This window comes from Pseudoalteromonas sp. S3776, assembly GCF_005886915.1.
GTDB lineage: Bacteria > Pseudomonadota > Gammaproteobacteria > Enterobacterales > Alteromonadaceae > Pseudoalteromonas.
This window is the reverse complement of sequence record NZ_PNCU01000031.1, coordinates 61996-84567: the sequence shown is the minus strand read 5'-3', so window position 1 is coordinate 84567 and position 22572 is coordinate 61996. Positions and strand designations below refer to the sequence as shown.

22 protein-coding genes and 1 pseudogene are annotated in these 22572 nt (G+C 40.0%); 14 read left to right on the top strand and 9 right to left on the bottom strand.

What is annotated here, in order from left to right:
* Positions 1-1134: 1134 nt before the first annotated feature.
* The 5 genes from CWC16_RS13105 to CWC16_RS13085 all read left to right on the top strand — a co-directional run bounded on the left by CWC16_RS13105 (position 1135) and on the right by CWC16_RS13085 (position 7254).
* The gene (locus CWC16_RS13105) at positions 1135-2505 is read left to right on the top strand and encodes an MATE family efflux transporter (RefSeq protein WP_138541838.1); all 1371 of its coding nucleotides are present in this window, start codon (positions 1135-1137) and stop codon (positions 2503-2505) included.
* A gap of 4 nt (positions 2506-2509) precedes the next feature.
* Positions 2510-4504 carry an excinuclease ABC subunit UvrB gene (gene uvrB, locus CWC16_RS13100; RefSeq protein WP_138541837.1) on the top strand — a complete coding sequence of 665 codons (1995 nt, stop codon included), beginning with the start codon at positions 2510-2512 and terminating at the stop codon, positions 4502-4504.
* Positions 4505-5443: a class I SAM-dependent methyltransferase gene (locus tag CWC16_RS13095; RefSeq protein WP_055016301.1), complete on the top strand. Its 939-nt coding sequence runs from the start codon at positions 4505-4507 to the stop codon at positions 5441-5443. It begins immediately after the preceding gene.
* Positions 5444-6115, top strand: coding sequence for a tRNA (adenine(22)-N(1))-methyltransferase (locus CWC16_RS13090; protein WP_138541836.1), 672 nt, complete (start codon positions 5444-5446; stop codon positions 6113-6115). It abuts the gene before it with no gap.
* A 101-nt stretch (positions 6116-6216) separates the two neighbouring features.
* Entirely contained in the window at positions 6217-7254 is a 1038-nt protein-coding gene (locus CWC16_RS13085; RefSeq protein WP_138541835.1) for a DEAD/DEAH box helicase family protein, read from the top strand.
* On the opposite strand, the gene CWC16_RS13080 is transcribed toward CWC16_RS13085, so the two are convergent.
* Entirely contained in the window at positions 7251-7493 is a 243-nt protein-coding gene (locus CWC16_RS13080) for a hypothetical protein (RefSeq protein WP_138541834.1), read from the bottom strand. The genes CWC16_RS13085 and CWC16_RS13080 overlap by 4 nt on opposite strands.
* A gap of 197 nt (positions 7494-7690) precedes the next feature.
* Here CWC16_RS13080 and CWC16_RS13075 point away from each other — a divergent pair, with 197 nt between their 5' ends.
* Entirely contained in the window at positions 7691-8140 is a 450-nt protein-coding gene (locus CWC16_RS13075; protein WP_055016298.1) for a methyltransferase family protein, read from the top strand.
* 70 nt (positions 8141-8210) lie between these two features.
* On the opposite strand, the gene queC is transcribed toward CWC16_RS13075, so the two are convergent.
* On the bottom strand, positions 8211-8867 hold the full coding sequence (queC, locus tag CWC16_RS13070) for a 7-cyano-7-deazaguanine synthase QueC (RefSeq protein ID WP_089348066.1): 657 nt from the start codon (positions 8865-8867) through the stop codon (positions 8211-8213).
* Between the two features lie 145 nt (positions 8868-9012).
* Here queC and queE point away from each other — a divergent pair, with 145 nt between their 5' ends.
* The 4 genes and pseudogenes from queE to CWC16_RS13055 all read left to right on the top strand — a co-directional run bounded on the left by queE (position 9013) and on the right by CWC16_RS13055 (position 12578).
* Complete coding sequence (queE, locus tag CWC16_RS13065) at positions 9013-9678, top strand: 7-carboxy-7-deazaguanine synthase QueE (RefSeq protein ID WP_138541842.1); 666 nt, start codon at positions 9013-9015, stop codon at positions 9676-9678.
* Between the two features lie 449 nt (positions 9679-10127).
* Positions 10128-11345 carry a hypothetical protein gene (locus CWC16_RS13060; RefSeq protein WP_138541833.1) on the top strand — a complete coding sequence of 406 codons (1218 nt, stop codon included), beginning with the start codon at positions 10128-10130 and terminating at the stop codon, positions 11343-11345.
* 576 nt (positions 11346-11921) lie between these two features.
* Positions 11922-12002, top strand: a pseudogene (locus CWC16_RS20365) (twin-arginine translocation signal domain-containing protein); the annotation flags it as partial.
* A gap of 78 nt (positions 12003-12080) precedes the next feature.
* A complete protein-coding gene (locus CWC16_RS13055) occupies positions 12081-12578 on the top strand; it encodes a lactoylglutathione lyase family protein (protein ID WP_249929248.1) in 498 nt (165 codons plus the stop codon).
* A 95-nt stretch (positions 12579-12673) separates the two neighbouring features.
* On the opposite strand, the gene bcp is transcribed toward CWC16_RS13055, so the two are convergent.
* Positions 12674-13153, bottom strand: coding sequence for a thioredoxin-dependent thiol peroxidase (gene bcp, locus CWC16_RS13050; RefSeq protein WP_058548127.1), 480 nt, complete (start codon positions 13151-13153; stop codon positions 12674-12676).
* A gap of 10 nt (positions 13154-13163) precedes the next feature.
* Positions 13164-13700 (bottom strand): glycine cleavage system transcriptional repressor, encoded by a 537-nt coding sequence (locus CWC16_RS13045; protein ID WP_138541831.1) that lies wholly within the window; start codon positions 13698-13700, stop codon positions 13164-13166.
* Positions 13701-14060: 360 nt separating this feature from the next.
* Here CWC16_RS13045 and bamC point away from each other — a divergent pair, with 360 nt between their 5' ends.
* Both bamC and CWC16_RS13035 read left to right on the top strand, forming a co-directional pair.
* Entirely contained in the window at positions 14061-15119 is a 1059-nt protein-coding gene (bamC, locus tag CWC16_RS13040; protein WP_055016291.1) for an NlpB/DapX family lipoprotein, read from the top strand.
* 70 nt (positions 15120-15189) lie between these two features.
* Entirely contained in the window at positions 15190-16560 is a 1371-nt protein-coding gene (locus CWC16_RS13035; protein ID WP_138541830.1) for a YjiH family protein, read from the top strand.
* 120 nt (positions 16561-16680) lie between these two features.
* Here CWC16_RS13035 and CWC16_RS13030 read toward each other — a convergent pair whose 3' ends face one another.
* Positions 16681-17217 (bottom strand): acyloxyacyl hydrolase, encoded by a 537-nt coding sequence (locus tag CWC16_RS13030; protein ID WP_138541829.1) that lies wholly within the window; start codon positions 17215-17217, stop codon positions 16681-16683.
* 246 nt (positions 17218-17463) lie between these two features.
* On the opposite strand from CWC16_RS13030, the gene CWC16_RS13025 reads away from it, so the two are divergent.
* Positions 17464-18057: an MlaC/ttg2D family ABC transporter substrate-binding protein gene (locus CWC16_RS13025; RefSeq protein WP_004589167.1), complete on the top strand. Its 594-nt coding sequence runs from the start codon at positions 17464-17466 to the stop codon at positions 18055-18057.
* 209 nt (positions 18058-18266) lie between these two features.
* On the top strand, positions 18267-19604 hold the full coding sequence (locus CWC16_RS13020) for an ankyrin repeat domain-containing protein (RefSeq protein WP_138541828.1): 1338 nt from the start codon (positions 18267-18269) through the stop codon (positions 19602-19604).
* Between the two features lie 113 nt (positions 19605-19717).
* On the opposite strand, the gene CWC16_RS13015 is transcribed toward CWC16_RS13020, so the two are convergent.
* From CWC16_RS13015 to bepA, 4 genes are read right to left on the bottom strand one after another with little or no spacing between them, the layout of a single operon-like run.
* Entirely contained in the window at positions 19718-20161 is a 444-nt protein-coding gene (locus CWC16_RS13015) for a DUF2069 domain-containing protein (protein ID WP_055016287.1), read from the bottom strand.
* Positions 20158-20712, bottom strand: coding sequence for an NAD(P)H:quinone oxidoreductase (gene wrbA / locus CWC16_RS13010; RefSeq protein ID WP_138541827.1), 555 nt, complete (start codon positions 20710-20712; stop codon positions 20158-20160). The genes CWC16_RS13015 and wrbA overlap by 4 nt, the downstream gene beginning before the upstream one ends.
* Complete coding sequence (arsC, locus tag CWC16_RS13005; protein WP_138541826.1) at positions 20712-21059, bottom strand: arsenate reductase (glutaredoxin); 348 nt, start codon at positions 21057-21059, stop codon at positions 20712-20714. The genes wrbA and arsC overlap by 1 nt, the downstream gene beginning before the upstream one ends.
* 54 nt (positions 21060-21113) lie before the next feature.
* Positions 21114-22571: a beta-barrel assembly-enhancing protease gene (gene bepA, locus CWC16_RS13000; RefSeq protein ID WP_138541825.1), complete on the bottom strand. Its 1458-nt coding sequence runs from the start codon at positions 22569-22571 to the stop codon at positions 21114-21116.
* Position 22572 lies beyond the last annotated feature (1 nt).

Below are 22572 nucleotides of genomic sequence, written 5' to 3'. Positions count from 1 at the left end.
ACCCCCTCCCCGACTCGAACGGGGGACCTGCGGATTAACAGTCCGTCGCTCTAACCAACTGAGCTAAGGGGGAAGCGTCATGCCTTTCAACGGGGCGAAATATTAATGATGGAGCCGCAAAGTGTCAACATATAAAAGTCATAAATTTAAAAAAGTGGTTTATTCGTTGTTTTTATGTTCGATCTGCGCATTTTATAACTCTATTTATGCAAATCATAGAGATAAATCTGTATTTAAACTTACATCAATACGAAAAAAACAGCGCTCATGAATTAGTGATTGTTTAATTTATGTGTAAAAAATGCCAGTGAAGTAAAAGTTATCGCAGCTAATTAGTAAATTTGTATTTAATCCTATTGTCATAAAGGCAAGTATAAATTTAGCTAGCAGAAGTTTTTTAAAAATCCAGTAATGGGTTTTTCTTCTACTGCAGTGTTTTAACATAGCCAATCGAGTAAACACGTTTCTTAGTAGTTTATTTTGAAAAGCTACACAAAAACAAAACTATCAATAAGTTGCTAAATAATTAACTAAGATAAATAAGTGATATATGGAGGCATCCGAGGCAAAATTTTGCTTATCTTAATTTTTTGTTTGCAAGCATTGATAAGTTTTTAACTTTAGCATTTAGCAAAATGGAAGCGAGAGCTAAATTATAGTCAGCGTGCAAGCCTTTATAAATGCGGGCTGGACTGAGTTATCCACGGTTTCTGTGGATAACTCTGTTTATGAAACTTTAAGAACAGTGTTCCGACCAGAGTTTATGGGCACTACAACGATTTCAAGCTTTTAAATCAATTTTTTTATTACATTTAAAAACATAGGCTTATAAATACATACTGAATTACCATGCGGTGATGAGTAAATTAATTTATTGCAATAATGATTAATACTGCGCTGTGTAAAAATTCAGCGAATTAGCAGGAGGTAATGTTAAAAAAGTGATAAAAATGTTCACTTATTGTTTTTTAGTGCTCTAAGAGTGTATTTATCTACAAATGCATAAAAGTTCGACTTTACCTAATTTTTATATTGCTGCTTTATTAATAGTACAAAATCCATTGATAAATCCGTGGCTTGAATTGCTATGATGCTTTAAAATGGCAAGCTCAGTAAAAGAGGCTTATTTATTCCATGCGCGAAACTTCACATTCTCAGTCACGCCCAGATTTACTTAACGATCCCATCTTGCCTACATTAAAGAAAATGACCATTCCGATGATCTTTGGCATGATCACACTAATGATGTTCAACATTGTTGATACATTTTTTATTAGTATGTTGGGCACAGAGCCCCTTGCGGCGGTAAGCTTTACGTTTCCGGTAACCTTTACGGTAATAAGCCTGGCCATAGGTTTAGGTATTGGCACATCAGCGGTTATAGCTAAAGCTTTGGGCAGTAATAAAATTGAAGAAGCGCGCTTTGATGCCAGTGTGTCGCTTATTGTAGCGCTACTACTAGTTATTTTACTTTCGTTTGTTGGATATTTACTAATAGACCCAATATTCACTTTATTGGGAGCCGGACAATTAGTGCTGCCACTTATTCATGAGTATATGAATATTTGGTTTATTGGTAGCGTATTTTTAATCACCCCCATGATAGGTAATTCGGTATTACGTGCCAGTGGCGATACTAAAACCCCTAGTATAGTAATGGGTGGGGCAGGGCTAATTAACGCCATACTCGATCCTATTTTAATATTTGGCTGGGGCCCAATACCGGCTTTAGGCATTCAAGGTGCCGCTATTGCCAGTGTTATCGCTTGGGGCGTTGCTGTTGTTATTATTCTATACGTGTTGGGCGTTAAAAAACGACTATTGAGCTTAAAAGCGGGTAATCAAACAGCGCTAAGTGCAATAACAAAAGTGCTTAAAATCGGCTTACCCGCAGCGGGGGCTAACATGCTTACCCCAGTGGCAATGGCTGTAATGACCGCACTCGTTGCTAATCATGGACCCGAAGCGGTTGCCGCTTTTGGTGTGGGCAGCCGTATTGAATCAATTGCCAGTATTTTAGTGCTGGCTTTGTCGATGACATTGCCTCCTTTTGTTAGCCAAAACTTTGGGGCGGGTAAATTAGGCCGCGTAAAAGAGGCGTACATTGGTACGCTTAAATTTGTGATGATATGGCAATTTGCTATTTATATTTTACTCATTGCGCTTTCAGGGGTAATAAGCCAATTATTTGGTAAAGAACAGGCTGTAATCGATGTTATTAAGCTCTTTATATACACCATACCACTAAGTTATGGTTTTCAAGGGGTGATCATTTTATCAAATTCATCGTTTAATGCTTTACACAAACCTATGAATGCATTGTTTTTAAGTATTATTCGTTTGTTTGTTTTTTACCTGCCTTTTGCTTATGTAGGCAGTATGCTAGGTGGCTTGATTGGTTTATTTATTGGCGCTGCGATCGGTAATGTATTCACAGGGTTAGTCGCGTACAAATGGTTTGTAAAAGAACTAGATGCAATATGTAGTAACACGGTAACGGAGTAAATGAATGAGTGATCACTTTGAGCTAAAGTCACAATTTAAACCCGCGGGCGATCAACCCACAGCGATTAAACAGCTTGAAGAAGGCTTAGAAGCCGGGCTTGCGCATCAAACCTTACTCGGTGCCACAGGTACAGGTAAAACATTTACCATGGCCAATATTATTAGTGATTTAAATCGCCCAACAATAATAATGGCGCATAATAAAACGTTAGCCGCGCAGTTGTATGGAGAAATGAAAGAGTTTTTTCCTAATAATGCAGTTGAGTATTTTGTATCTTACTACGATTACTACCAGCCAGAAGCCTACGTGGTTGCCAGCGATACGTTTATAGAAAAAGACGCCTCTATTAATGAGCACATAGAACAAATGCGTTTAAGTGCTACTAAGGCACTGCTTGAGCGACGCGATACCATAATAGTGGCCTCTGTGTCGGCTATTTATGGTTTGGGCGACCCCGACTCATACATGAAAATGATGCTGCTTTTAAAAGTAGGCGAGCAGGTCGACCAACGGGATATGCTACGCCGCTTAGCTGAGCTGCAATATACTCGTAACGACATTGACTTTAGCCGTGGTACTTATCGTGTGCGTGGCGAAGTAATAGATATATTCCCGGCCGAGTCAGACACCTATGCAGTGCGTGTAGAAATGTTTGATGACGAAATAGAGCGCCTCAGTATTTTTGACCCCCTTACCGGTGCGGTTGAAAAACACATAGTTCGTGCCACTATTTACCCTAAAACGCACTACGTAACGCCTCGCGAAAAAATTCTTGATGCCATAGAAAAAATAAAAGCCGAACTTAAAGAGCGCAGAGCACAACTACTAAGTGCCAATAAATTGGTAGAAGAGCAGCGCATAGCGCAGCGTACCCAATACGACATAGAAATGATGACCGAGCTTGGTTATTGTTCGGGCATAGAAAACTACAGCCGTTATTTATCGGGGCGTACCCCGGGCGATCCACCACCCACATTGCTTGATTACCTCCCTGACGATGCATTAATGATAATTGATGAATCGCACGTCACTGTGTCGCAAATTGGTGCCATGTATAAAGGCGACAGAAGCCGTAAAGAAAACCTAGTTGAATATGGCTTTAGAATGCCATCGGCAATGGATAACCGCCCACTTAGGTTTGAAGAATTTGAAGCCATAGCACCGCAAACTATTTATGTATCGGCAACGCCGGGTGATTTTGAATTAGAGCGCAGCGCAGGCGAAGTAGCTGAACAAGTTATACGCCCAACAGGCCTGTTAGACCCAGAAATAGAAATACGCCCTGTAAGCACCCAAGTAGATGATTTACTCTCAGAAATTTATAAATGTGTAGAAAAAGGTGAGCGAGTACTGGTAACTACGCTTACCAAGCGCATGTCTGAGGATTTAACAGATTACTTAAGCGAGCACAATGTAAAAGTACGTTACCTGCACTCAGACATAGACACCGTAGAGCGCGTTGAAATAATTCGTGATTTACGCGCCGGTGTGTTTGATGTGTTAGTGGGTATTAACTTATTACGAGAAGGCTTAGATATGCCAGAAGTGGCGCTAGTTGCCATTTTAGATGCCGATAAAGAAGGCTTTTTACGCTCAGCACGTTCGCTTATTCAAACCATTGGTCGTGCTGCACGTCACCTCGACGGGCGCGCCATTTTATACGCCGATAAAGTAACTAAATCGATGGACAAAGCGATTAGCGAAACGCAGCGCCGTCGTGAAAAACAGCATGCCTACAACATAGAGCACGGCATTGAGCCACAAGCCTTGGTTAAAAAGATCACCGATATTATGGATGTGGGCGAAGAAGCCGCACCACAAGATAATCTTAAACTAGTGCGTAAAGAGTCTAAAAAAATACTCAGTGCTAAAGAAATTGCCACACAAATTAAACAGCTTGAAAGCAAAATGCATGCTTATGCCAGCGATCTTGAATTTGAAAAAGCCGCGTCGGTACGCGACGAAATACACGAACTACAACAACAGTTGATTAACTAAATGACACCCGATTTTTCGCCTCTAATAAGTGCGCTTGAAGATGCGCCATTACTACAAAACGAACTATGCCGCGTATTCCATGGCCGCGGGCATAGCGTGGCATCGCTAAGTCATATTAATTTAGATTTTTACCCGCCGAGCTTATTTTTAATTTCGTATGATGAAATTGACGACGCCACGTTAAATACACTGACCAATACCCTTTGGACATGGGCGCAGCAGCATCACCCCGAGCTTATTACTGGGCTTGTGTATCAACAGCGCGCGGGTGTACAAAGCAATAATCGTTTAGTGCATGGCAATCTTCCCTCGCCACATGTGGTAAAAGAAAACGGCATCAGTTTTTTAGTGGATTTAACAAGCCGCCAAAATACCGGAATTTTTCCCGATATGCGCAGCGGACGTGAGTTTGTTTCTGCCAATAGTAAACATGCAAAAGTACTTAATTTGTTTTCATACACCTGTGGGTTTTCACTTGCGGCAATGCAAGGCGGGGCTGATCATGTAATGAACATGGATATGAGCAAAGGCGTACTTAAAGTTGGTAAGCAAAACCATCAACTCAACGGTTTTGAGCGTGGAGTGAGTTTTTTACCTCATGATATTTTAAAGTCGTTTGGTAAATTAAAAAAAGCAGCGCCGTTTGATTTAATTATTGTAGACCCGCCAAGCTTTCAAAAGGGCAGCTTTATTCTAACTAAAGATTATCAAAAGGTACTGCGCAGATTACCAGAACTTTTGTGCGAAACCACACAGCTTTTATTATGCGCTAATAGCCCAGAGCTTAGCGAAGATGCGTTTAAGGCTTTAATCAACGAGCACACCCAAGGCGCAATAGAATTTGTTGAGCGCCTTGCACCCACAGCCCGTTTTGTCGAAGTAGACAGTAATAAAAGCCTAAAAGCGTTAGTTTATAAAACGGCGCACACTTTAACTTAAATGAAACTGAGTAAGCGTTTAAACGCAATTAATGCGTTAATTACTAACCCAGTAGATGTTATTTGGGATTGCTGCTGTGACCATGGTTACTTAGGCATTGCACTATTAAAGCGCCGCGCTGCAAAACAGGTTAATTTTGTTGATGTGGTAGATAAAATAATGGCAGAGCTGAGCGAGCACCTAGTAAATATTAGCCAAACACTGCCAAGTGATGTGCAATACGAAGTATTTTGCCAAAATGTTAGAGAAATAAAACTGGTTCCTAATGAATTAAATACCGTGGTTATCGCCGGAGTTGGCGGCGAATTAATGCTAAAACTTGTCGCCGGCATTATTAAAAACAATTGCGCTGCATCAGTGGCAAGCACCCGCTTTATAGTTTGTCCTATACACCATACTTATCATTTGCGCAGTGGCTTGGCCAAATTAGGCTTTGGCCTTGAAAGCGAGCAATTGATCACTGAAAACAACCGCTATTATGAGCTTATAGAGGTAAGTCAACGTAGCGCCACATTGCTTACATCTACTGGCAACAGCATGTGGGATTTAAACAATGCATTGCACAGGCAATACCTTAAACAGTTACTCACTCATTATAATAATATGCTTAATAAAGATGAGCTTTATTATCAAAAAGTTATAACAGATTATAAAAACCTTAGCGGCGCTTAAAAATGACTTATTTAGGGCTAATTGTGTGATCTAATTTAAGGCGCTAAAACGTAATATCAACATAGATTATATCGCCTTGCGCGAGCTTATTTGGTTTACGTATGTCAGATAAAAAAAGTCGCATTGAGCCGTTACTCAGTGCAGAGCAAAAGTGGCAAAACAGTTACGAGCAACCAATTTCGTATGCGCCATTAGTGCAACTTGCGAATAAAAGCTGGATAGTTCCACAGCATTTTTTACGCTATAAACACACCTTATCAAGCGTTAATCAGGTGCTTGAAGATATTGATTTTTCGGCGCACTTTAGGGTGCTTGCTGCGCAAAAAAATGAACAACTTTATTTGCAAGTCGCCGTACTTAGCCCCGATAACTACAAAACCAGTAGTTATGCGGGCGAGGGCACCGACAAAAAGCTCCTGTTTGGTAGGCGCTGGATAGTAGAGGATAACTTACCGACCTCAGAACTTATTCAAACAGCGTTTTTAGCGCTTAAAATAGCGCGAGAGCACGAAGTAAGAGAGTTGTTTCAACTTACTCACAGCGATAATACAACCAGCACCCCGTTTAATAATCATCATGATCTACCGGTTATGGCACAAAATGCAGAGCTCGTTACTGCGCATGCACCGCCGGGCACCGGGCAAAGACATACTATTGAACAGTTATTAAAACGGGTGGTATTTGCAAGTGCTAAGGTATCGCTAAGTGCTATGCAGCAAATAAGCTCGCAGCAGTGTTTATACACCTTAAAATTACACTGCAACACTTGCCAGCTTGCTGAATTTAATAACAAAACTTTTGCATTTTTAACCAGTGATAGCAGCGAAAATAGCTTTTTACATAGCCTTATCAATGCGCTGGTTGATATAAGTAATGGGTATGTGAGTGAGCAATTTAAATACCAAGGGTTTGCCCGATTTAGTAAACACAACTGTGTAGAAAAAATAGGGGAGCTTAGTGTCGCAATGCGCTCGCCTAAAGTCTTGGGCTTGTGTTCACTTGGCAAACAACATGCTAATAAACTTAATTTTGAAATAGATAGCTCTCGTGCCCCGCAGGGCTGCGGCCAAGCTATTGATGGGTTTTTAGCTGCTCATGGCATAGAGCAGCCAGAAAACGCTCATTTATATCGTTTTTAAAGGCGGTTAATTTCTTCTTTTGTGGTGTAGCTTGAATCTGTCACTATGGCCTCAAGCGTTTGCACGCGCTCTTTTAAAGCAACCACTTGCGCACTTACCTCGGCAAGCTGTTTATTCGCATCGTGGTTGCTATCTTGCATTTTGTGTTTAAACTCAAGGTGCTTTTTGTACATATCGTAAATAACCCCAGAGCCAACCGAAATAAGTACAATAAGTACTATCATTGTAGTGCCTGACATAACCACTTCCTTTTATATTCATCGCTTTAGTTGTGTAAAGTATAACCGTATTTTAAAGTGGTTAAACCTGACAATTGTAACTTTATTTGTCGATTGTGGCTGCATGAAGTTGTGTTCATCATTGATACATACGGTTTATTGTTTAATACTGATAGAACATAAAGTACGTGTTTTTATAATTAATACAGTGAGTTGCTATGTTAAATAATAAAATTCCACCGGTTATAGTGGTCCTGTTTTTTGCAGGCGTTATGGCTTTAATCGCGCATTACAGTGTTATTGATTTTACAGCGTTTATTACCTATTTAGCGGCAAGCCTAGTAATCATTGGCTGTGTATTTTGTATTGCCGGCGTTGTTAGCTTTAAGCTTGCCCGAACCACAGTAAACCCTAATAAGCCCGAGCAGGCATCAAAGTTGGTAACCAGCGGCATTTATAAAATTTCGCGCAATCCTATGTATGTTGGGTTTGCATTTATTTTAGCAGGGTGGGGTATATGGCTGAGTTCGCTGTGGGCACTTTTATGCATCATTGGTTTTATTGTGTATTTAACGCTTTTTCAAATAATTCCCGAAGAACGGGCGTTAACTAAATTATTTGGCCAAGAATTCACTGAGTATAAAAACAAAGTAAAACGCTGGCTTTAACTTTAAGCAATAACAAAAAAGGCTATCGAAATGATAGCCTTTTTGCGTTTTACGCATGTGTTAGTGTAGGTTATTCGTATTCTAACGGGTCAGTAACGTTATTAAGCTTAAATGCTTCTAAACGCTCTTGGCATGCGCCACATTTTCCACAGGCTTTTTCACGGCCGTTATAACAGGTCCACGTTTGGCTGTAATCTAAGCCCATTTTTATACCGTCGGTTAAAATATCAATTTTGGTGTTATTTAAGTACGGGCTAAAAATTTCTACTGCATCGTAGTTTGCAATACGACATACATCATCCATTTTTTGCACAAACTCAGGGCGGCAGTCAGGGTAAATAGCATGATCGCCCGAGTGAGCACCGTAATATACTTGGCTTGCTTTAAGTGATACTGCGTAACCAACCGCAAGCGAAAGCAAAATCATATTACGATTTGGCACAATGGTGCTTTTCATGCTTTCTTCTTCGTAATGGCCTTCAGGTACATCTATATCATCAGTGAGGGATGAACCACCAATAAGCTGATTAATTGCTGATATATCTACAATTTTATGCGGCACATTAAGCTTTTCACATACTTGTGCAGCCACTTCAAGCTCTTTAACATGACGCTGACCATAGTCAAATGAAAGGGCATAAACATCATGGCCTTGCTGCAAGGCTTTATTTAATACGGTAAACGAATCCATACCGCCGGAATAAATAACAACTACTTTTTGCGTCATATCTGGATTGCTCTTTAGTTTTAATAGAGGTTTATATCAGGGCGCGATATACTACACGGCCGCAGCTTAAATAACAATTTTTGGGCAGCGCTTTTTCGTCTTTTATAGTAGCAATGTTGCAGCTAGGCAGTAAGTGAGATCTCTTTTGTACAAAATTAATGAAGTGTTTGAAACCATCCAAGGTGAAGCAAGTTTTACCGGTACACCCTCAATATTTTTGCGTTTGCAAGGCTGCCCAGTGGGCTGTGCATGGTGTGATACTAAACAAACTTGGGAAGTCGATAACGTGTACAAAGTATCACTTGATGAAACTGTAGAAAAAAAAGCCGATTCAGATCATTGGGCCGATGCCAGCGCCGAGCAAGTGCTTGAGCTATTTAAATCGCGTGGTTATACGGCAAAGCATGTTGTCATTACCGGCGGCGAGCCATGCATGTACGATTTAAACCCAGTGTGTAAGCTATTGCACGATAATGGCTTTACAACACAAATAGAAACCAGCGGCACCTTTGAAATACTTGCCCCAGAGCAAACTTGGGTGACCGTATCGCCTAAAATTAACATGCGCGGCGGCTACGAAGTACTTACCAGCGCCATGAAGCGCGCCAACGAAATAAAACACCCGGTTGCCATGCAAAAGCATGTAGAAGAGCTAGAAGAACTATTTACTAAAACAGGTGTTAACCCGAAGCTTGTATACTTACAGCCAATTAGCCAAAAAGTATCAGCAACCAAACTTGCAATCGATACCTGTATCGCCAAAAATTGGCGCCTATCAATACAAGTACATAAATATTTAGGAATTAGCTAAACTAAAGAGCAGCTGTAAGTGCTTAGCTGTAAGCGACAAGCTGTTCGGCGTTAAGTTATATTACGTAGATACAAGGTTGGGTTGAGTGAAACGAAACCCAACACCACAACTCCATTACCCACTCTTTACATCAAGCACCACACCAGCTTATTTAAACACGTAGGTCGGATAAGCGAAGCGCTATCGACACAGTAACTTACTTAAGTTTAGACAAATATTAATAGCTAATTAATTTATAATGTATGAAGTCTAGATTTGTCCCCATTGGTTTGTATTTGATTCTAAAGTGATATGGTATTCCGTTGAGCCGCGATAACAGCACGGCCATTTTAGGTTTGTCGATGATGAAGAAAAAGAAGTATCTTAGATATCGAGTGATTTTTTAGTTTAATATATGAGAAGTTATGTAGAATAGATGAAAATCTATAATAAAAACCAGGAATGGAATCATGCTAGTAAAAGAAGTCTTTGAGATAGTCAATTCAATCAATAATGACTTTACTGAAATTAAAAATTTTATAAGGAAAACAAGTTCGTATACTAAAAATGGCATTATTGCTAAGCAATTATCTTTGCTAGATAATGATTTTCAAGCTATCAATGGTGAACTTTCCGAATTATCAAATGTTGCGGACGTCGATTTCTTAAACAAATTTGAAGTGGGTTCATATCGCATACAGGGCTCTATAAATAAGTTCGGGTTTTTATTAGCAGCTATTTCAAATCACATACACAGTCTAGATGTTAACCTTGAAAATTTTTTGCAGGTAGCTCAGAATTTAGAAGAAGTTAATGAGCACGTTTCATTAATGATGCACACCTTATCTAAAAAGGTAAACCAGCTCATACATGCTTTTAACATACCTAAAGTTGATACATTAGAGTTGGAGGACACTAGAACGTTTGGTTACTCTAAAATTCAAAAGAAAATTGTCGCTGAGTCCATGAACATTATAGGTAAAGAATTAGACTCTCAATTAAGCGATCATAAACAACAAACAGATAAAATAGTTCAAAAATTCCAAAGTAAAATCAATGAGGTTGAAATTACAACAGACAATAATCTCGAGGTATTACGGTCTAAGGCTAATGTAATTGAAGAACTTTTCGAAACCACTTTAGCAGAGCTAGAAGAGAAAAAAGAGCATATGGATGAAGTTCTAGGGCAAACTGCTAATAGGGTAATGGCACAAGATTATGACCATAGTGCAGCAGATGAAAGAAAAGCGGCTAATTGGCTAAGAGTTGGGTCAATATCTTGTATGGCGATTATTATATATATCGTTTGCTATTCATTTTATGATTCAACTCATTCTGGCTTTAGCTGGGAAAGTTCTATTTTTCGCACTGTATTAGTGTTTATTCTATCAATCCCAGCTGCTTATTTGTCTAGAGAGTCAACAAAGCACCGCGAGCAACAGTATAATTACCACCATACAGCATTAGATTTAAAAGCAATTACACCTTATATTGCTTCACTCCCAGAAGCAGATCAAAACCGTATTAAAATTTCAATTGCAGAACGTATTTTTGCTTCGAGACAAACGAACGTAGCTCAACTAGACAGTTTTCCTTTAAATACACAAGAATTAATGATGGAGCTTATTAAGAAAGTTGATATTAGAGACAAACTAAAAAATGAAGATAAGCCAGTTCAAAAGTCTTAAAAATAGAGCTCACTATGAGACGATCATTAAAAGTATCTCTAGCAGCGCCCTTGTTTATTACGTTAAAGCTCTCTGGATAGTTTTTAAACACGGTTTAAACAGGGCTATTGTTGAAGATGTTCAATACCAAAATTTACTCTTAGCTGTTAAGTGAGATAAAGGATTTATAATAAATGAAAAATACTATTAATGGTTTAGAGGCTCTTTATTTAAAGCAAGAAGGGGCTGGAAAGGGGTCAAATCTTGATTCCATACTTTAAAATTATGTAACGCCGACTTGTCCCTCGATCATGCTTTTGCTTAATCAAAGTTTAAGTAAGTAACATAGAAAAACGTTGAGTTCAGAAGCTCTGCTTGTAGATGTTATACCTAATTTTTTAGTTGCGGATGATGTATGGCAAAACCTGAATATTTATAGAGCCGCAGTAAAATAATAAATATGTTTCAGCTCTATCATCACAAAACGTAATCATAAATATCATATTTGATAATTTTTTGTCCTCACTACATTCATTTATTATGGCTAATTAATCCCCTTTAATTACTTTTAACGCCCTTGCCGTTAAGGAATATGCCATGAATAAAAAAGAATTAAACCGTAGAGACTTTATGAAGTTATCGGCAGCAGGGCTGGGTGCTGCGGCGCTGCCTATGCTGTTTACTAGTTTAAATGCTAATGCCAACCTGCAAGCGGTTGGTAAAGGCGAGCAAGCAAATGGCTTACCTGCTTCACGCATGCCTTATCCGCGTACGTTTTCGCATATAGGTGTGTCAGTACCAAACTTAGAGCAAGCCGTTAAGTTTTACACTGAGGTGTTGAGCTGGTATTTAATTATGAAGCCTACAAAAATAACAGAAGATAAATCACCAATAGGTGAAATGTGCACAGATGTATTTGGTGCGGGGTGGGGCAGCTTTAAAATAGCCCATTTATCAACAGGTGATAGGGTGGGCGTTGAGCTATTTGAATTTAAAAATCAGCAAAACCCTAAAAATAATTTTGAATATTGGAAAACAGGGATATTTCATTTATGCGTTCAAGACCCTGATGTAGAAGGGCTTGCTGATAAAATAGTGGCCGCAGGTGGTAAAAAGCGTATGAAAGCGCCGCGCTATTATTACCCAGGGGAAAAACCATACCGCATGATTTACATGGAAGACCCGTTTGGCAATATTTTAGAAATTTATAGCCACAGTTACGAGCTTATATATTCGAGTGGCGCTTATGGTTAATTAATTATGTAACGTGCAACCGTACTTAAAAAACGTCAATAAAAAAGCGTTGCTCAAGAGCAACGCTTTTTTAAAGCTTACAGCTTACAGCTTACTTATTCTGCTGCTAAATAATCTAAAACCACTTGATGGTGATCTTTAGTTTTAAACTTATCAAATAAGTGTTTAATTTTACCGTCTTGGCCTACTAAAAATGTTAGGCGGTGAATACCATCGTATTCTTTACCCATAAACTTTTTGTAGCCCCATACACCAAATGCTTCAGCAATGGCGTGATCTTCATCGGCTAATAAATCAAAATTAAGCTCTTTTTTAGTTTCAAAGTTTTTAAGGCGCTTAATTGGATCTGGGCTAATACCGACAACACGGGTGTTAAATTTAGCAAGCTCTGCTTGTTGGTCACGTAAGTTCTCGGCTTGTACCGTACAGCCCGGTGTAGAGGCTTTTGGGTAAAAGTACACCAGTACTTGTTGCTCTTTTAACAGCTCACTTAATGTGACTGTTTCGTCGTTTTGGTTTTGTAGGCTAAAAGCGGGTGCGGTATCACCGGCTTGTAGTGGGCTAATTTTGTTCATGCTTTGCTCCTTAGCGAATACGTTTAAAAATATAATCTACGTTAAGTGTGTGAGAAAGGTTTTCAAAACTAATTTTAAATTGGTCAATGTCTACATCAACCGGAATATTAAATTCAATTTCACAGCGCATTTTAGTATCGACTTCTTCGTCATAGGTATCTGACTTTAAGGAGCAAATGCTAATGTTGTTGTCGGCAAAGTAGCGCGTTACTTTACTCAGTGTGCCAGGGGTGTCTATCCCTGTATATTCGAGTGTGTAACCGGCGCAAAATTCACTTTCGGTGTGGCGAGTGGTGCTGCGCTTCATCATGGTGAGTAGGCCAAGCTCCATGCCTTTAGTGGGCAAGGTATGCTCTATGCGGCTAATGGCCGACATATCGCCGCTTAGCAACATGGTGAAGGTAAATTCGCTGCCTAAAATGGCTATTCGGCTATCTATAATATTGCAATGACAATCACTTACAAGTTGTGTAAGTTCACTTACAATTCCCGGTCTATCTTCGCCAATAGCGGTTAAAACAATTTGATGATTTGAAAATGCAGTCATGAAGTTTAATACCTACGTTTTTTGAATTATAACAACCGAGTTGATATAGCCCGTTATACCTACAATACGATGCACGGCGGCGAAGTTTAACACAAAAAACAGCCTAAACTACATAGGTGCTTAATTAAAGGCGCTTTAAAACGTTGTGTTCCTTGTTTTTACTGGCACAGGAAAGTACCATAGCTTAAATTTGTCTTTTTGCTGTGATTGATTTTATAACACCTAGGTGTGAACTTTATTGCAATTAGACAGCCAAATAATAAATGTAAAGTTAATGTTGATTTTACACTGAACCAAATTCGGTATTACCCACTCATATACGTGTAAAACAATTAAAGGGTATGCTAAGGAGAAATATCTGTGCAGTATTGGATCCCAAAAGCACTTGCAGTGAGTGTATTGGTAAGTTTATCAGGGTGTAATGTTTTTATTAATGAAGCGCACAACGAACGCAATTATCGCACCCATGAAGGTGTTAAAACCCCGCCATCGTTATCTCAACCAGCGCAAGATCCTGTTTATAAAATGGATGTGGGCCAATACGATAACAACCCAGAGGCAACAAACTATCGTCCACCAGCACAGGTTTTAACTGTTGCTAAAGGTAGCTGGGTAGAAGAAGGCGACAAACAAGCGCGTATTTATTTTGATAAAAACGATGGCATTGTTGATTTAGATGAATTTGTATGGGATTCAATTAAAGCGGTTATTGCCGAAAATAATGCAACGACCACAAAAGAAGATAAGCTACTTGGTATTATCGAAACCGATTGGTACGCAATAATCAAAGCGGAAGAAAGCTGGTTGTGGGATGATGAGGTAAGCGAAAACCTGGAGCGCTTTAGATTCACAATTGAAGAAAAATCGCATCAGCGTACTGCTTCGCTACGCGCTGAACTTATTGACTTTAAAGGTGATGACACATTAACTGATTTACTTAAGCAGCAATTAGAAGTACGTGCACTTAACCAAGTTGTAGCTGAGTTTGACTATCGTTATCGTCAACTAGAAGTAGAAAACCGTAAGCGCCAAGGTATTATTTCTTTAGAAATGGGCTTTGATAATAAGGGCAATGCTGCACTTGTTACTGAGCAATCATACGATGCAGTATTCGATCGCTTCTCAGGCTTTTTAGAGCGCCTATCGTTTACTATTGTTGAGATTAAAACCGATACCGGCTTAATAACTGCCGACTACAACAAGCCAGAGAGCAGCGTATGGGATTCTATTTGGGGCGATGACGTTGCGCAGCTTCCTATTGAAGAAGGCCAATACCAAATTTTAGTCAGTAAAACTAAAGAAGGCGGTACAAGCTTAACCTGGATGGATGATAAAGGCGAAACACTCGAACCTGGCACCATGAATGGCTTACAACAAGCGTTAGAAGCAGCACTAATTCAGCGCGGCATCAAAATTTAATAATTAATAATAAGTTTTTACTACAAAAAGAGCGCTTTGCTCTTTTTGTAGTTTTTATGGATTAAAAAATATGTCTCAGTTACCTCCTCGCGGGCACTATACGTGGCGCACTTGGTTTACTTTTTTAGTACCGTCGTTAATTGGTGTGTTTTTATTTATGACACCCATTCCTACCGCCGACGGAATGACCATTCCTATTGCGTTAATGGCTAAAGGCGTGCAAGCGTTGATGTCTGGTTCAGCGCAAGCAATTATTACCTTAATTATTTGTATTACTGGCGTTATGTCGGTGATCGCCAAAGTATTTAAACCCGCCGCAATTTGCCAATCACCCCTGTTAAAGCATTTATTTGATGTAAGTGTCGTGTGGTTAGTGGTGCGTTTATTTGGTATGGCGTTTGTGCTAATGACCCATTTAGGGTTAGGTAGCGAGGCTATTACCTCAGCAAACACAGGCGCTTTAGTATTAAACGACTTATTACCTGTTTTGTTTTCGGTATTTATACTGGCCGGTTTATTACTGCCTTTACTAATAAACTTTGGGTTATTAGAACTTGCTGGCACCATGCTTACCAAGGTAATGCGCCCTGTATTTGGTGTACCTGGGCGAAGTGCGGTTGACTGTACTGCGTCATGGTTAGGTGATGGCAGTGTCGGTATTTTAATGACCGCAAGGCAGTACGACCAAAAGCATTACACGCAACGCGAAGCCGCTATTATTGGTACTACGTTTTCGGCAGTTTCAATTACCTTTAGCTTAGTGGTTTTAGGCCAAGTTAAATTAGAGCACTTATTTGCCCCATTTTATGCCACCGTATGTTTAGCGGGTGTGGTTGCCGCTATTATTGTGCCGCGCTTACCACCACTTTGCTTTAAAAAAGATTTGCTTATTGATGGCAGTGAGCCAAATCGAGATGCTGAGACTATCCCAACGGGTAAAAGCTTAGTAGGGCACTCGCTCGATGTTGCATTAGCTAAAGCCAATAACTCATCAGGTTTTAAAGGTACCTTAAAAGAGGGCGTACATAATGCCCTTGATATGGTGTTTGGTGTACTGCCTGTAGTTATGGCGGTGGGTACATTTGCACTTATTATTGCAGAGTACACGCCGGTATTTCAGTACTTAGGTATGCCGTTTGTGCCATTTTTAGAATGGTTACACGTCCCCGAGGCACAGGCTGCGGCACAAACGATTATGGTGGGATTTGCCGATATGTTTATTCCGTCAATTTTGGCAGCAGGGACCATTGAAAGTGATGTAACGCGCTTTATTATTGCTGCAATGAGCGTAACTCAGCTAATTTACATGTCTGAGGTTGGCGCACTTTTACTGGGTAGTAAAATACCGGTAAACATTGTTGAGCTGTTCGTTATATTTATTTTGCGTACGCTTATTACACTGCCGGTTATTGCCTTAATGGCGCATTGGTTAGTTGGCTAGTAGCGTATTTTAATCAAAAAAAGCCCCGATTTATCGGGGCTTTTTTGTGGCTAGTTATTTCAATTTAGCTTAATACTTAACATGATTAAGTAGCAAATTGATACTAGATGCAAATGAAGGTTAAAAACGCCTTGCCACCGAAAGAGTTAAAAAGTTTAAACCCGGGTTAGGGGCTTTAAATCCGGCGTTTGAGTAATGAATAACCCGAAGCGCTACGTTAGTGTGGCCAAAGTCTGCAACTAGGCCTATGCGGTCTTCAAATTGGTAGTGAGTGCTCATGTTTTTGCCCGCAAATTTAGTTTCATCAATAAGCGATACACCAATACCTGCTTCAATATAAAACGGGGTATTGTGAAAACTAAAAGCAGGAAACTGCAGCACAGGCGACATAGCCAGCACAAGATTAGATTGCGAGTTGTCACCATGGCGGTACTGCCACATATTAACGCTGGTTTCAAAATAAAAGCGCGCATCGCCCACTAAGTTTTGCAAACTAGGAGCGTGATATTGATAAGCTAGCTTAATACCATTTACGTTGCCTTCGCCTTTGAGCATATCTACGGCGTAACCATGATTAGACTGCGCAAATACAAAGTTACCCCATACAGAAATAATTAAAAATAAAGTAATAGTGAAAGTTTTATATACCGTTTTCATAACTGCCAAATTGGTGTGTGAGTCGAATGAGTAATTGAATGATAAGGGCGGGATATTTACATTTTCAATGAGGACAAAATACCGCTTGTTTATGGGGTGTTAACAAGAGATGCTTAACTGACTGAAATTAAATAGTTTATTTTATTGGTGCCAATTTGGCATTAATAAGGTGCATTTTTGTGTCTTTTTTTGTGATTTAAAATCGCGTAATTTAGCCACATCTTAATCACACACATGGTCACGCTCATGAAACTTTTTAACACTATTTTTATTGCTGCTGCCTTTTTTAGCAGCGCGTTATTTGCGCAAACTGCGCAGTCACCTCAACATATGCTTGAGGGCGTTGCCGATACGCTTTTTAGCGATATTGCAAAAGTAAATGCACAAGGTGATGCAAGCAAAGCCGATATGGCGCGCATTGTAGAGACGCGTTTAATGCCAAACATAGATATTAAGTTTGTGTCGTTTAAATTGCTTGGAAAACACATAAAAGGCATTGAGCGTGAGCAAGCTGTACGCTTTATTGATGCAGTAGAGCATTATTTAACAGGCACTTACGCAGGTGCGCTAATGAAGTACACCGGGCAACAAGTAGTCTTTGAACAAGATACCGCTAAAAGCGACTCTGAGTACGCCACGGTTAAAACGCAAATTATTGAGCCAAACGCGCCTGTGATTGACCTGCATTTTAAGCTGCGCCAAGGTAAAGACCAGCAATGGAAAGTATACGACATTGTTGCCGAAGGTATTTCGCTATTAAGTGCTAAGCAAAAAGAGATCATTCAACGTATTTCTGATGTCGGTTTAGAGCAAGTAATTACTGAACTAAAAAATAAATAGTTCCTGCCTGATTAAGACCCCCTCCAACCACAAAAGCAGCCGCACTTGAGTGTATTGGCTGCTTTTATATTTTCTTGATATTCATCTACTTTAAGCTCGCAGCAAAAAAAAGGTGTGATAGAATATCACCACGTCGATTAAGCGTGGTGTCAGCTAAAAACTGCTATAACTGACCCCTCATCAAGCTACACTGGAGTTGTGCTGTTTTAATGGAAAATGTACTGATTTGGCCAAAGGAATACCCATTACTTATTAAAGGACTTGTAGAACAAAACGGTGCCTTTATTTTAGATGCTTTAGAAGCTTGGCCTGCATGTCGTTCTACTATTGAAGATGACGGTGTATGCACCACTGTGCTACCACCCATTTACTATTTGATATGGTTAACCCCGCTTGAACCCTTTGAAGAGTGTTATTTTCAGCATATTAGTGAATATGATGAAGATGCGCATGCTTACATTGCTGCTGTTAAAAATCATTATTTAGATAACGAATACACCAACGAATCTATGGCGTTAATGCTGTGCCAGCGCTTAGAAAAATACGCCAGCGTGGCGGCGCAAAATGCTCTTGATACGCCGCTTTCTTTGTTTAGCTTATTATTTAGTAAACGTTACTTTTTATTAATTGAACATGCCCTAAACAGTGGCAGTAAATTAAGTGCATACGACACACTGGCACTGTGGCAAGAGGTCGATTTTAGAGACCGTTTAAGTGCTTTTTTACCCGAATCGGTCGCGAATTTAAATGAGCTTACAGAACTTGCCAGTCAAAAAGTAGCAAACGGTAAAGACTATTTTACGCTGTTAACGCAAGTTTCGCCTGAGGTTGATTCTATAGTATTGCTTGAAAAAGCATTACTAGCTCATTTAAGCCAAAAAGGTGCTAAGCAAACCATGGCTATGCGTTTTATCGAGCAAGGCGCTACCGGTACCTTGGCCGATGAAAACAATAAAACAGCCTTTATGTGGGCGGCCGAAAAAGGCTATGTAAACGTAATAGAAACCCTGCTGGCAAAACAGGATCAAAAAGCGCAAGATACGTTAGGCAATACAGCCTTGCACTATGCGGTGTTAGCCAAAAATGAAACCCTTATGGTGTTATTACTAAAAGCAGGTTACGACTTTAGAGCACGCAATAACGAGGGCCTAAGTTGTTATCGGTTAGCGGTAAGTATTAAAGCAACCAATTTAGTTAAATGCCTTGAGCGCGACTTTGGTATAAAAGAGCTTTCGCCTGAAGGGCAGTTTAACCGCATTAAAAAGGTGCATGCCTTACACGCCATTGTGACTATTTTATTCCCACTTCAGCTCTATTTCTTTTTTGATGAAAGCATTGCTATTAAAAGTGAGCTGACTTTAATTTTTACACTGATTGCATCGGTGTGTTTTTTCTTTGCGGCAAGCTTAAAACGCTGTGCGCTTTATCCTCATATAAAGCACCCGTGGGGATTATTTGTTCTGCGTGTTTTTTCGTTATTGAGTTTAATAGCTCAGCTTGGATTAGCCAGTATCGTTGCACTTGCTGCGCTGAGCGAATTGGTATAAGGCTTAGCAAACTAAAAGCTCAAAAAAACGCGCTTACATTGTTATGTTAAGCGCGTTTTTTGTATGTATAAGCTATTATTTCAGCTTAAATAATTTATTTTGCGAAATTAGTATTATTTAGTATATTCGTTAGCGGCTTTTTCTTCTGCGAGCTCTTCTTTAAGCTTACGTATTTTTAAGCCTTGTTCTTGTCCACGGTGCCTTGCGTAATAGGTGCAGCCTACAAACATAGCTGAGGCAAACACAAGCTCTAATAACACCCATATTAGCTCATCAGGCGCAGCCCATAGCATGGTTAAACCGTGTATAAAGTACAGCATAACAACAAAGTTGGCCCAAGCGTAAGTGTAAGTATTGTCTTTAATAAAGCCTCTAAGGGGTAATAGTAAAGGTATAATAGGCACAAACAACGATACAAAACTTGCGTTGCCGTTTAGCGGCGGGACAAAGTACATCCACAAAGGTAATAAAAGTAATAAACCCACATAGCCAAAAATAGCAGTACGCTGAAATTTTACAGTAATTGGCTTTTTAGCTGGGGTGTTTGCAGTATTCATTGAAGTTTGCTCGCAATGTGAGTAAGGCGTTTACCAACGCTTTGGCATATTTTAATTTCATCTTTACTTAATGTATTTGTATTACTGCTGCCAGCTACATGGCTTGCTCCATAAGGAGTACCACCGGTTTGCGTGGCTAGTAGCTCAGGTACTTCGTAAGGTACCCCCAATAACATCATGCCGTGATGTAGTAGTGGTAATGATAAGTTAAGTAAGGTGGCTTCATTTCCGCCATGCATACTGCTTGAGGACGAAAACACACAAGCAGGTTTATCTATTAATTGACCTTTAATCCAAAGATCGCTGGTGGTTTCCCAAAAGGTTTTTGCCTGCGATGCCATCATGCCAAAGCGGGTAGGTGTACCAAAAGCAAGGCCGTCACAATTTATTAAATCATCTTTTGTGATAACAATATCGTGCGGATTTTTAGCTACAAAAGTACGCAATACCGCTGTGGCACCCTGTTGCTCTATAGATTCGGCTATCTCGTGCGCCATAGCCTCAACCGAGCCATGGCTAGAGTGATACAGTACAACAATGCGGGTTCTCATTATAATACGCTTAATACGTTTTCAGGCGGACGGCCAAGGGCTGCTTTACCGTTGTTTTGTACAATAGGGCGCTCAATAAGTTTAGGATTGTCTACCATGGCATTTATTAGCGCTGACTCGTTGGTTTCTTCTTTTAAGTTAAGCGCTTTGTATGCATCTTCTTTTGTGCGCATCAGCTGGCGTGCTGAGCTAAAGCCTAGTTGTTCTAAAAGCTCTGCAATTTGTTCATGGTTAAGCGGTGTTTTTAAATACTCTACTACGCTGGTAGTTACATTATTTTGCTCAAGTAATGCTAAGGTTTCACGCGACTTTGAACAACGCGGGTTATGATAAATAGTCACTGACATACAATTAATTCCAAAATGTAATTTGCCGCTATTTTAGGGCAAGCGCTTGCAGACTTAAAGTCTTGCAAGCTCTTTTTGTAAACGGCGATACTGAGTAAGCAAGGCTTTTAAACGTTGCTGTTTAACCAGCTCTGTGGGTTCTACGAAGTTAAGCGCTTTTTGGATTTCGTCTGCGGCTTTAATGTAAGCACCATATTGGGCAAGCACATCTGCATTGGCTTCGTGATAAGCAGCGAGCTTGTCTTGTTTTTTGTAGGCGTCGGCTAAAAGCTGTTTGCCTAAGTTATGGTCGGGCTTTTCAAGTAAAAAACTTTTTAAAATGTTTTCCGCTAATTCAAACTGCTCAGCCTCTAATGCCGCATTTGCATAGTTTAAAGTAATAACTTGGTTGTTTGGGCGGTAGTTGTTTAGTTCAGCCAAAAACGTTACAGCTTCGTCGGCTTTTTTTTGCGCTATGAGTAAATCGGTATGGGTATCGATATAAAATAAATTTTTAGGGTTTTGTGCAAGTAGTGGCTCTAATATTTCTGCGGCTTCATCGAGTTTGTCTTGGTCAAGCAAGCTTATACCCAAGCCATATTTAAGCGCGGTGTTGTTGTAAGTGTTTTCACGCATTAACTTTCTAAATAGCGCCTCGGCGTTTTCAGGCTTATTGGCATAACGGGCGAGTACACGGCTTTTTGCTAAATTAAACTCAAGGCTTGGGTTTAAATGACGCACAGGGTATTGCTCTGCACGTAGGCGTACGTCAGACACGCGGCTCTCTGGCAATGGGTGGGTCAGTAAAAAAGCGGGTGGCTTGTATTTGTACCTTATTTGCGCTGCAAGTTTAGTTAAAAACTCACTCGAAGCACGCGCATCAAAACCGGCGTTATTAAGGGTTTGCATACCAATTCTGTCGGCTTCTTGCTCGGCAGCACGGCTGTGAGTTAGTTGGCTAAACGCGGCTTGGGTTTGGTTAGCCGAAATAATAGCAATACCTGCGTCGGGAGCAACAACGGTGGCTAATATACCGGCTATCATGCCTGCAATAGTCAGTGCGCTGTTGTTTTGTTGTTGCTGAATACGACGCGCTAAATGGCGCTGAGTTACGTGCGCTATTTCGTGTCCAAGTACAGAGGCAAATTGGCTTTCGTTGTCTGACTGTGCAATTAGCCCAGTATGAACACCTACATGCCCGCCGTAAAAAGCAAAGGCATTAATTTCGTTGTTATTGACCCAAAAAAACGAAAAAGGAAAACGCACGTCGTTTGCATTAGCGACTAGTTTGCGGCCAAGTGTTGTTAAGTATTCGTCTAAAACAGGGTCGTTTACCACCGGTGATGAGCCTCTTATTTGCATCATCATCACTTCGCCAATGGCTTGTTCTTTTTCAAGTGGCAAAACTTGTAGCGCAGACGTGCCTAAATCGGGTAGCGTAAAGTTTGTTTGTGCCTTTAACGGCTCACTAACGAGTAGGCTAAAGGTAAGCGCGGCACTGCATAAAGTGATAAAGGCTGATTTTAGCTGCATT

Coding starts and splice junctions, on each gene's coding strand:
- CWC16_RS13075 (WP_055016298.1), top strand. CDS start 7,691: ATGTTAAATAATAAAATTCCACCGGTTATAGTGGTCCTGTTTTTTGCA.
- arsC (WP_138541826.1), bottom strand. CDS start 21,059: ATGTCAGTGACTATTTATCATAACCCGCGTTGTTCAAAGTCGCGTGAA.
- queC (WP_089348066.1), bottom strand. CDS start 8,867: ATGACGCAAAAAGTAGTTGTTATTTATTCCGGCGGTATGGATTCGTTT.
- uvrB (WP_138541837.1), top strand. CDS start 2,510: ATGAGTGATCACTTTGAGCTAAAGTCACAATTTAAACCCGCGGGCGAT.
- bcp (WP_058548127.1), bottom strand. CDS start 13,153: ATGAACAAAATTAGCCCACTACAAGCCGGTGATACCGCACCCGCTTTT.
- CWC16_RS13015 (WP_055016287.1), bottom strand. CDS start 20,161: ATGAATACTGCAAACACCCCAGCTAAAAAGCCAATTACTGTAAAATTT.
- CWC16_RS13095 (WP_055016301.1), top strand. CDS start 4,505: ATGACACCCGATTTTTCGCCTCTAATAAGTGCGCTTGAAGATGCGCCA.
- CWC16_RS13055 (WP_249929248.1), top strand. CDS start 12,081: ATGCCTTATCCGCGTACGTTTTCGCATATAGGTGTGTCAGTACCAAAC.
- CWC16_RS13085 (WP_138541835.1), top strand. CDS start 6,217: ATGTCAGATAAAAAAAGTCGCATTGAGCCGTTACTCAGTGCAGAGCAA.
- CWC16_RS13020 (WP_138541828.1), top strand. CDS start 18,267: ATGGAAAATGTACTGATTTGGCCAAAGGAATACCCATTACTTATTAAA.
- CWC16_RS13030 (WP_138541829.1), bottom strand. CDS start 17,217: ATGAAAACGGTATATAAAACTTTCACTATTACTTTATTTTTAATTATT.
- CWC16_RS13045 (WP_138541831.1), bottom strand. CDS start 13,700: ATGACTGCATTTTCAAATCATCAAATTGTTTTAACCGCTATTGGCGAA.
- CWC16_RS13105 (WP_138541838.1), top strand. CDS start 1,135: ATGCGCGAAACTTCACATTCTCAGTCACGCCCAGATTTACTTAACGAT.
- CWC16_RS13090 (WP_138541836.1), top strand. CDS start 5,444: ATGAAACTGAGTAAGCGTTTAAACGCAATTAATGCGTTAATTACTAAC.
- CWC16_RS13060 (WP_138541833.1), top strand. CDS start 10,128: ATGCTAGTAAAAGAAGTCTTTGAGATAGTCAATTCAATCAATAATGAC.
- wrbA (WP_138541827.1), bottom strand. CDS start 20,712: ATGAGAACCCGCATTGTTGTACTGTATCACTCTAGCCATGGCTCGGTT.
- CWC16_RS13025 (WP_004589167.1), top strand. CDS start 17,464: ATGAAACTTTTTAACACTATTTTTATTGCTGCTGCCTTTTTTAGCAGC.
- CWC16_RS13080 (WP_138541834.1), bottom strand. CDS start 7,493: ATGTCAGGCACTACAATGATAGTACTTATTGTACTTATTTCGGTTGGC.
- bepA (WP_138541825.1), bottom strand. CDS start 22,571: ATGCAGCTAAAATCAGCCTTTATCACTTTATGCAGTGCCGCGCTTACC.
- CWC16_RS13035 (WP_138541830.1), top strand. CDS start 15,190: ATGTCTCAGTTACCTCCTCGCGGGCACTATACGTGGCGCACTTGGTTT.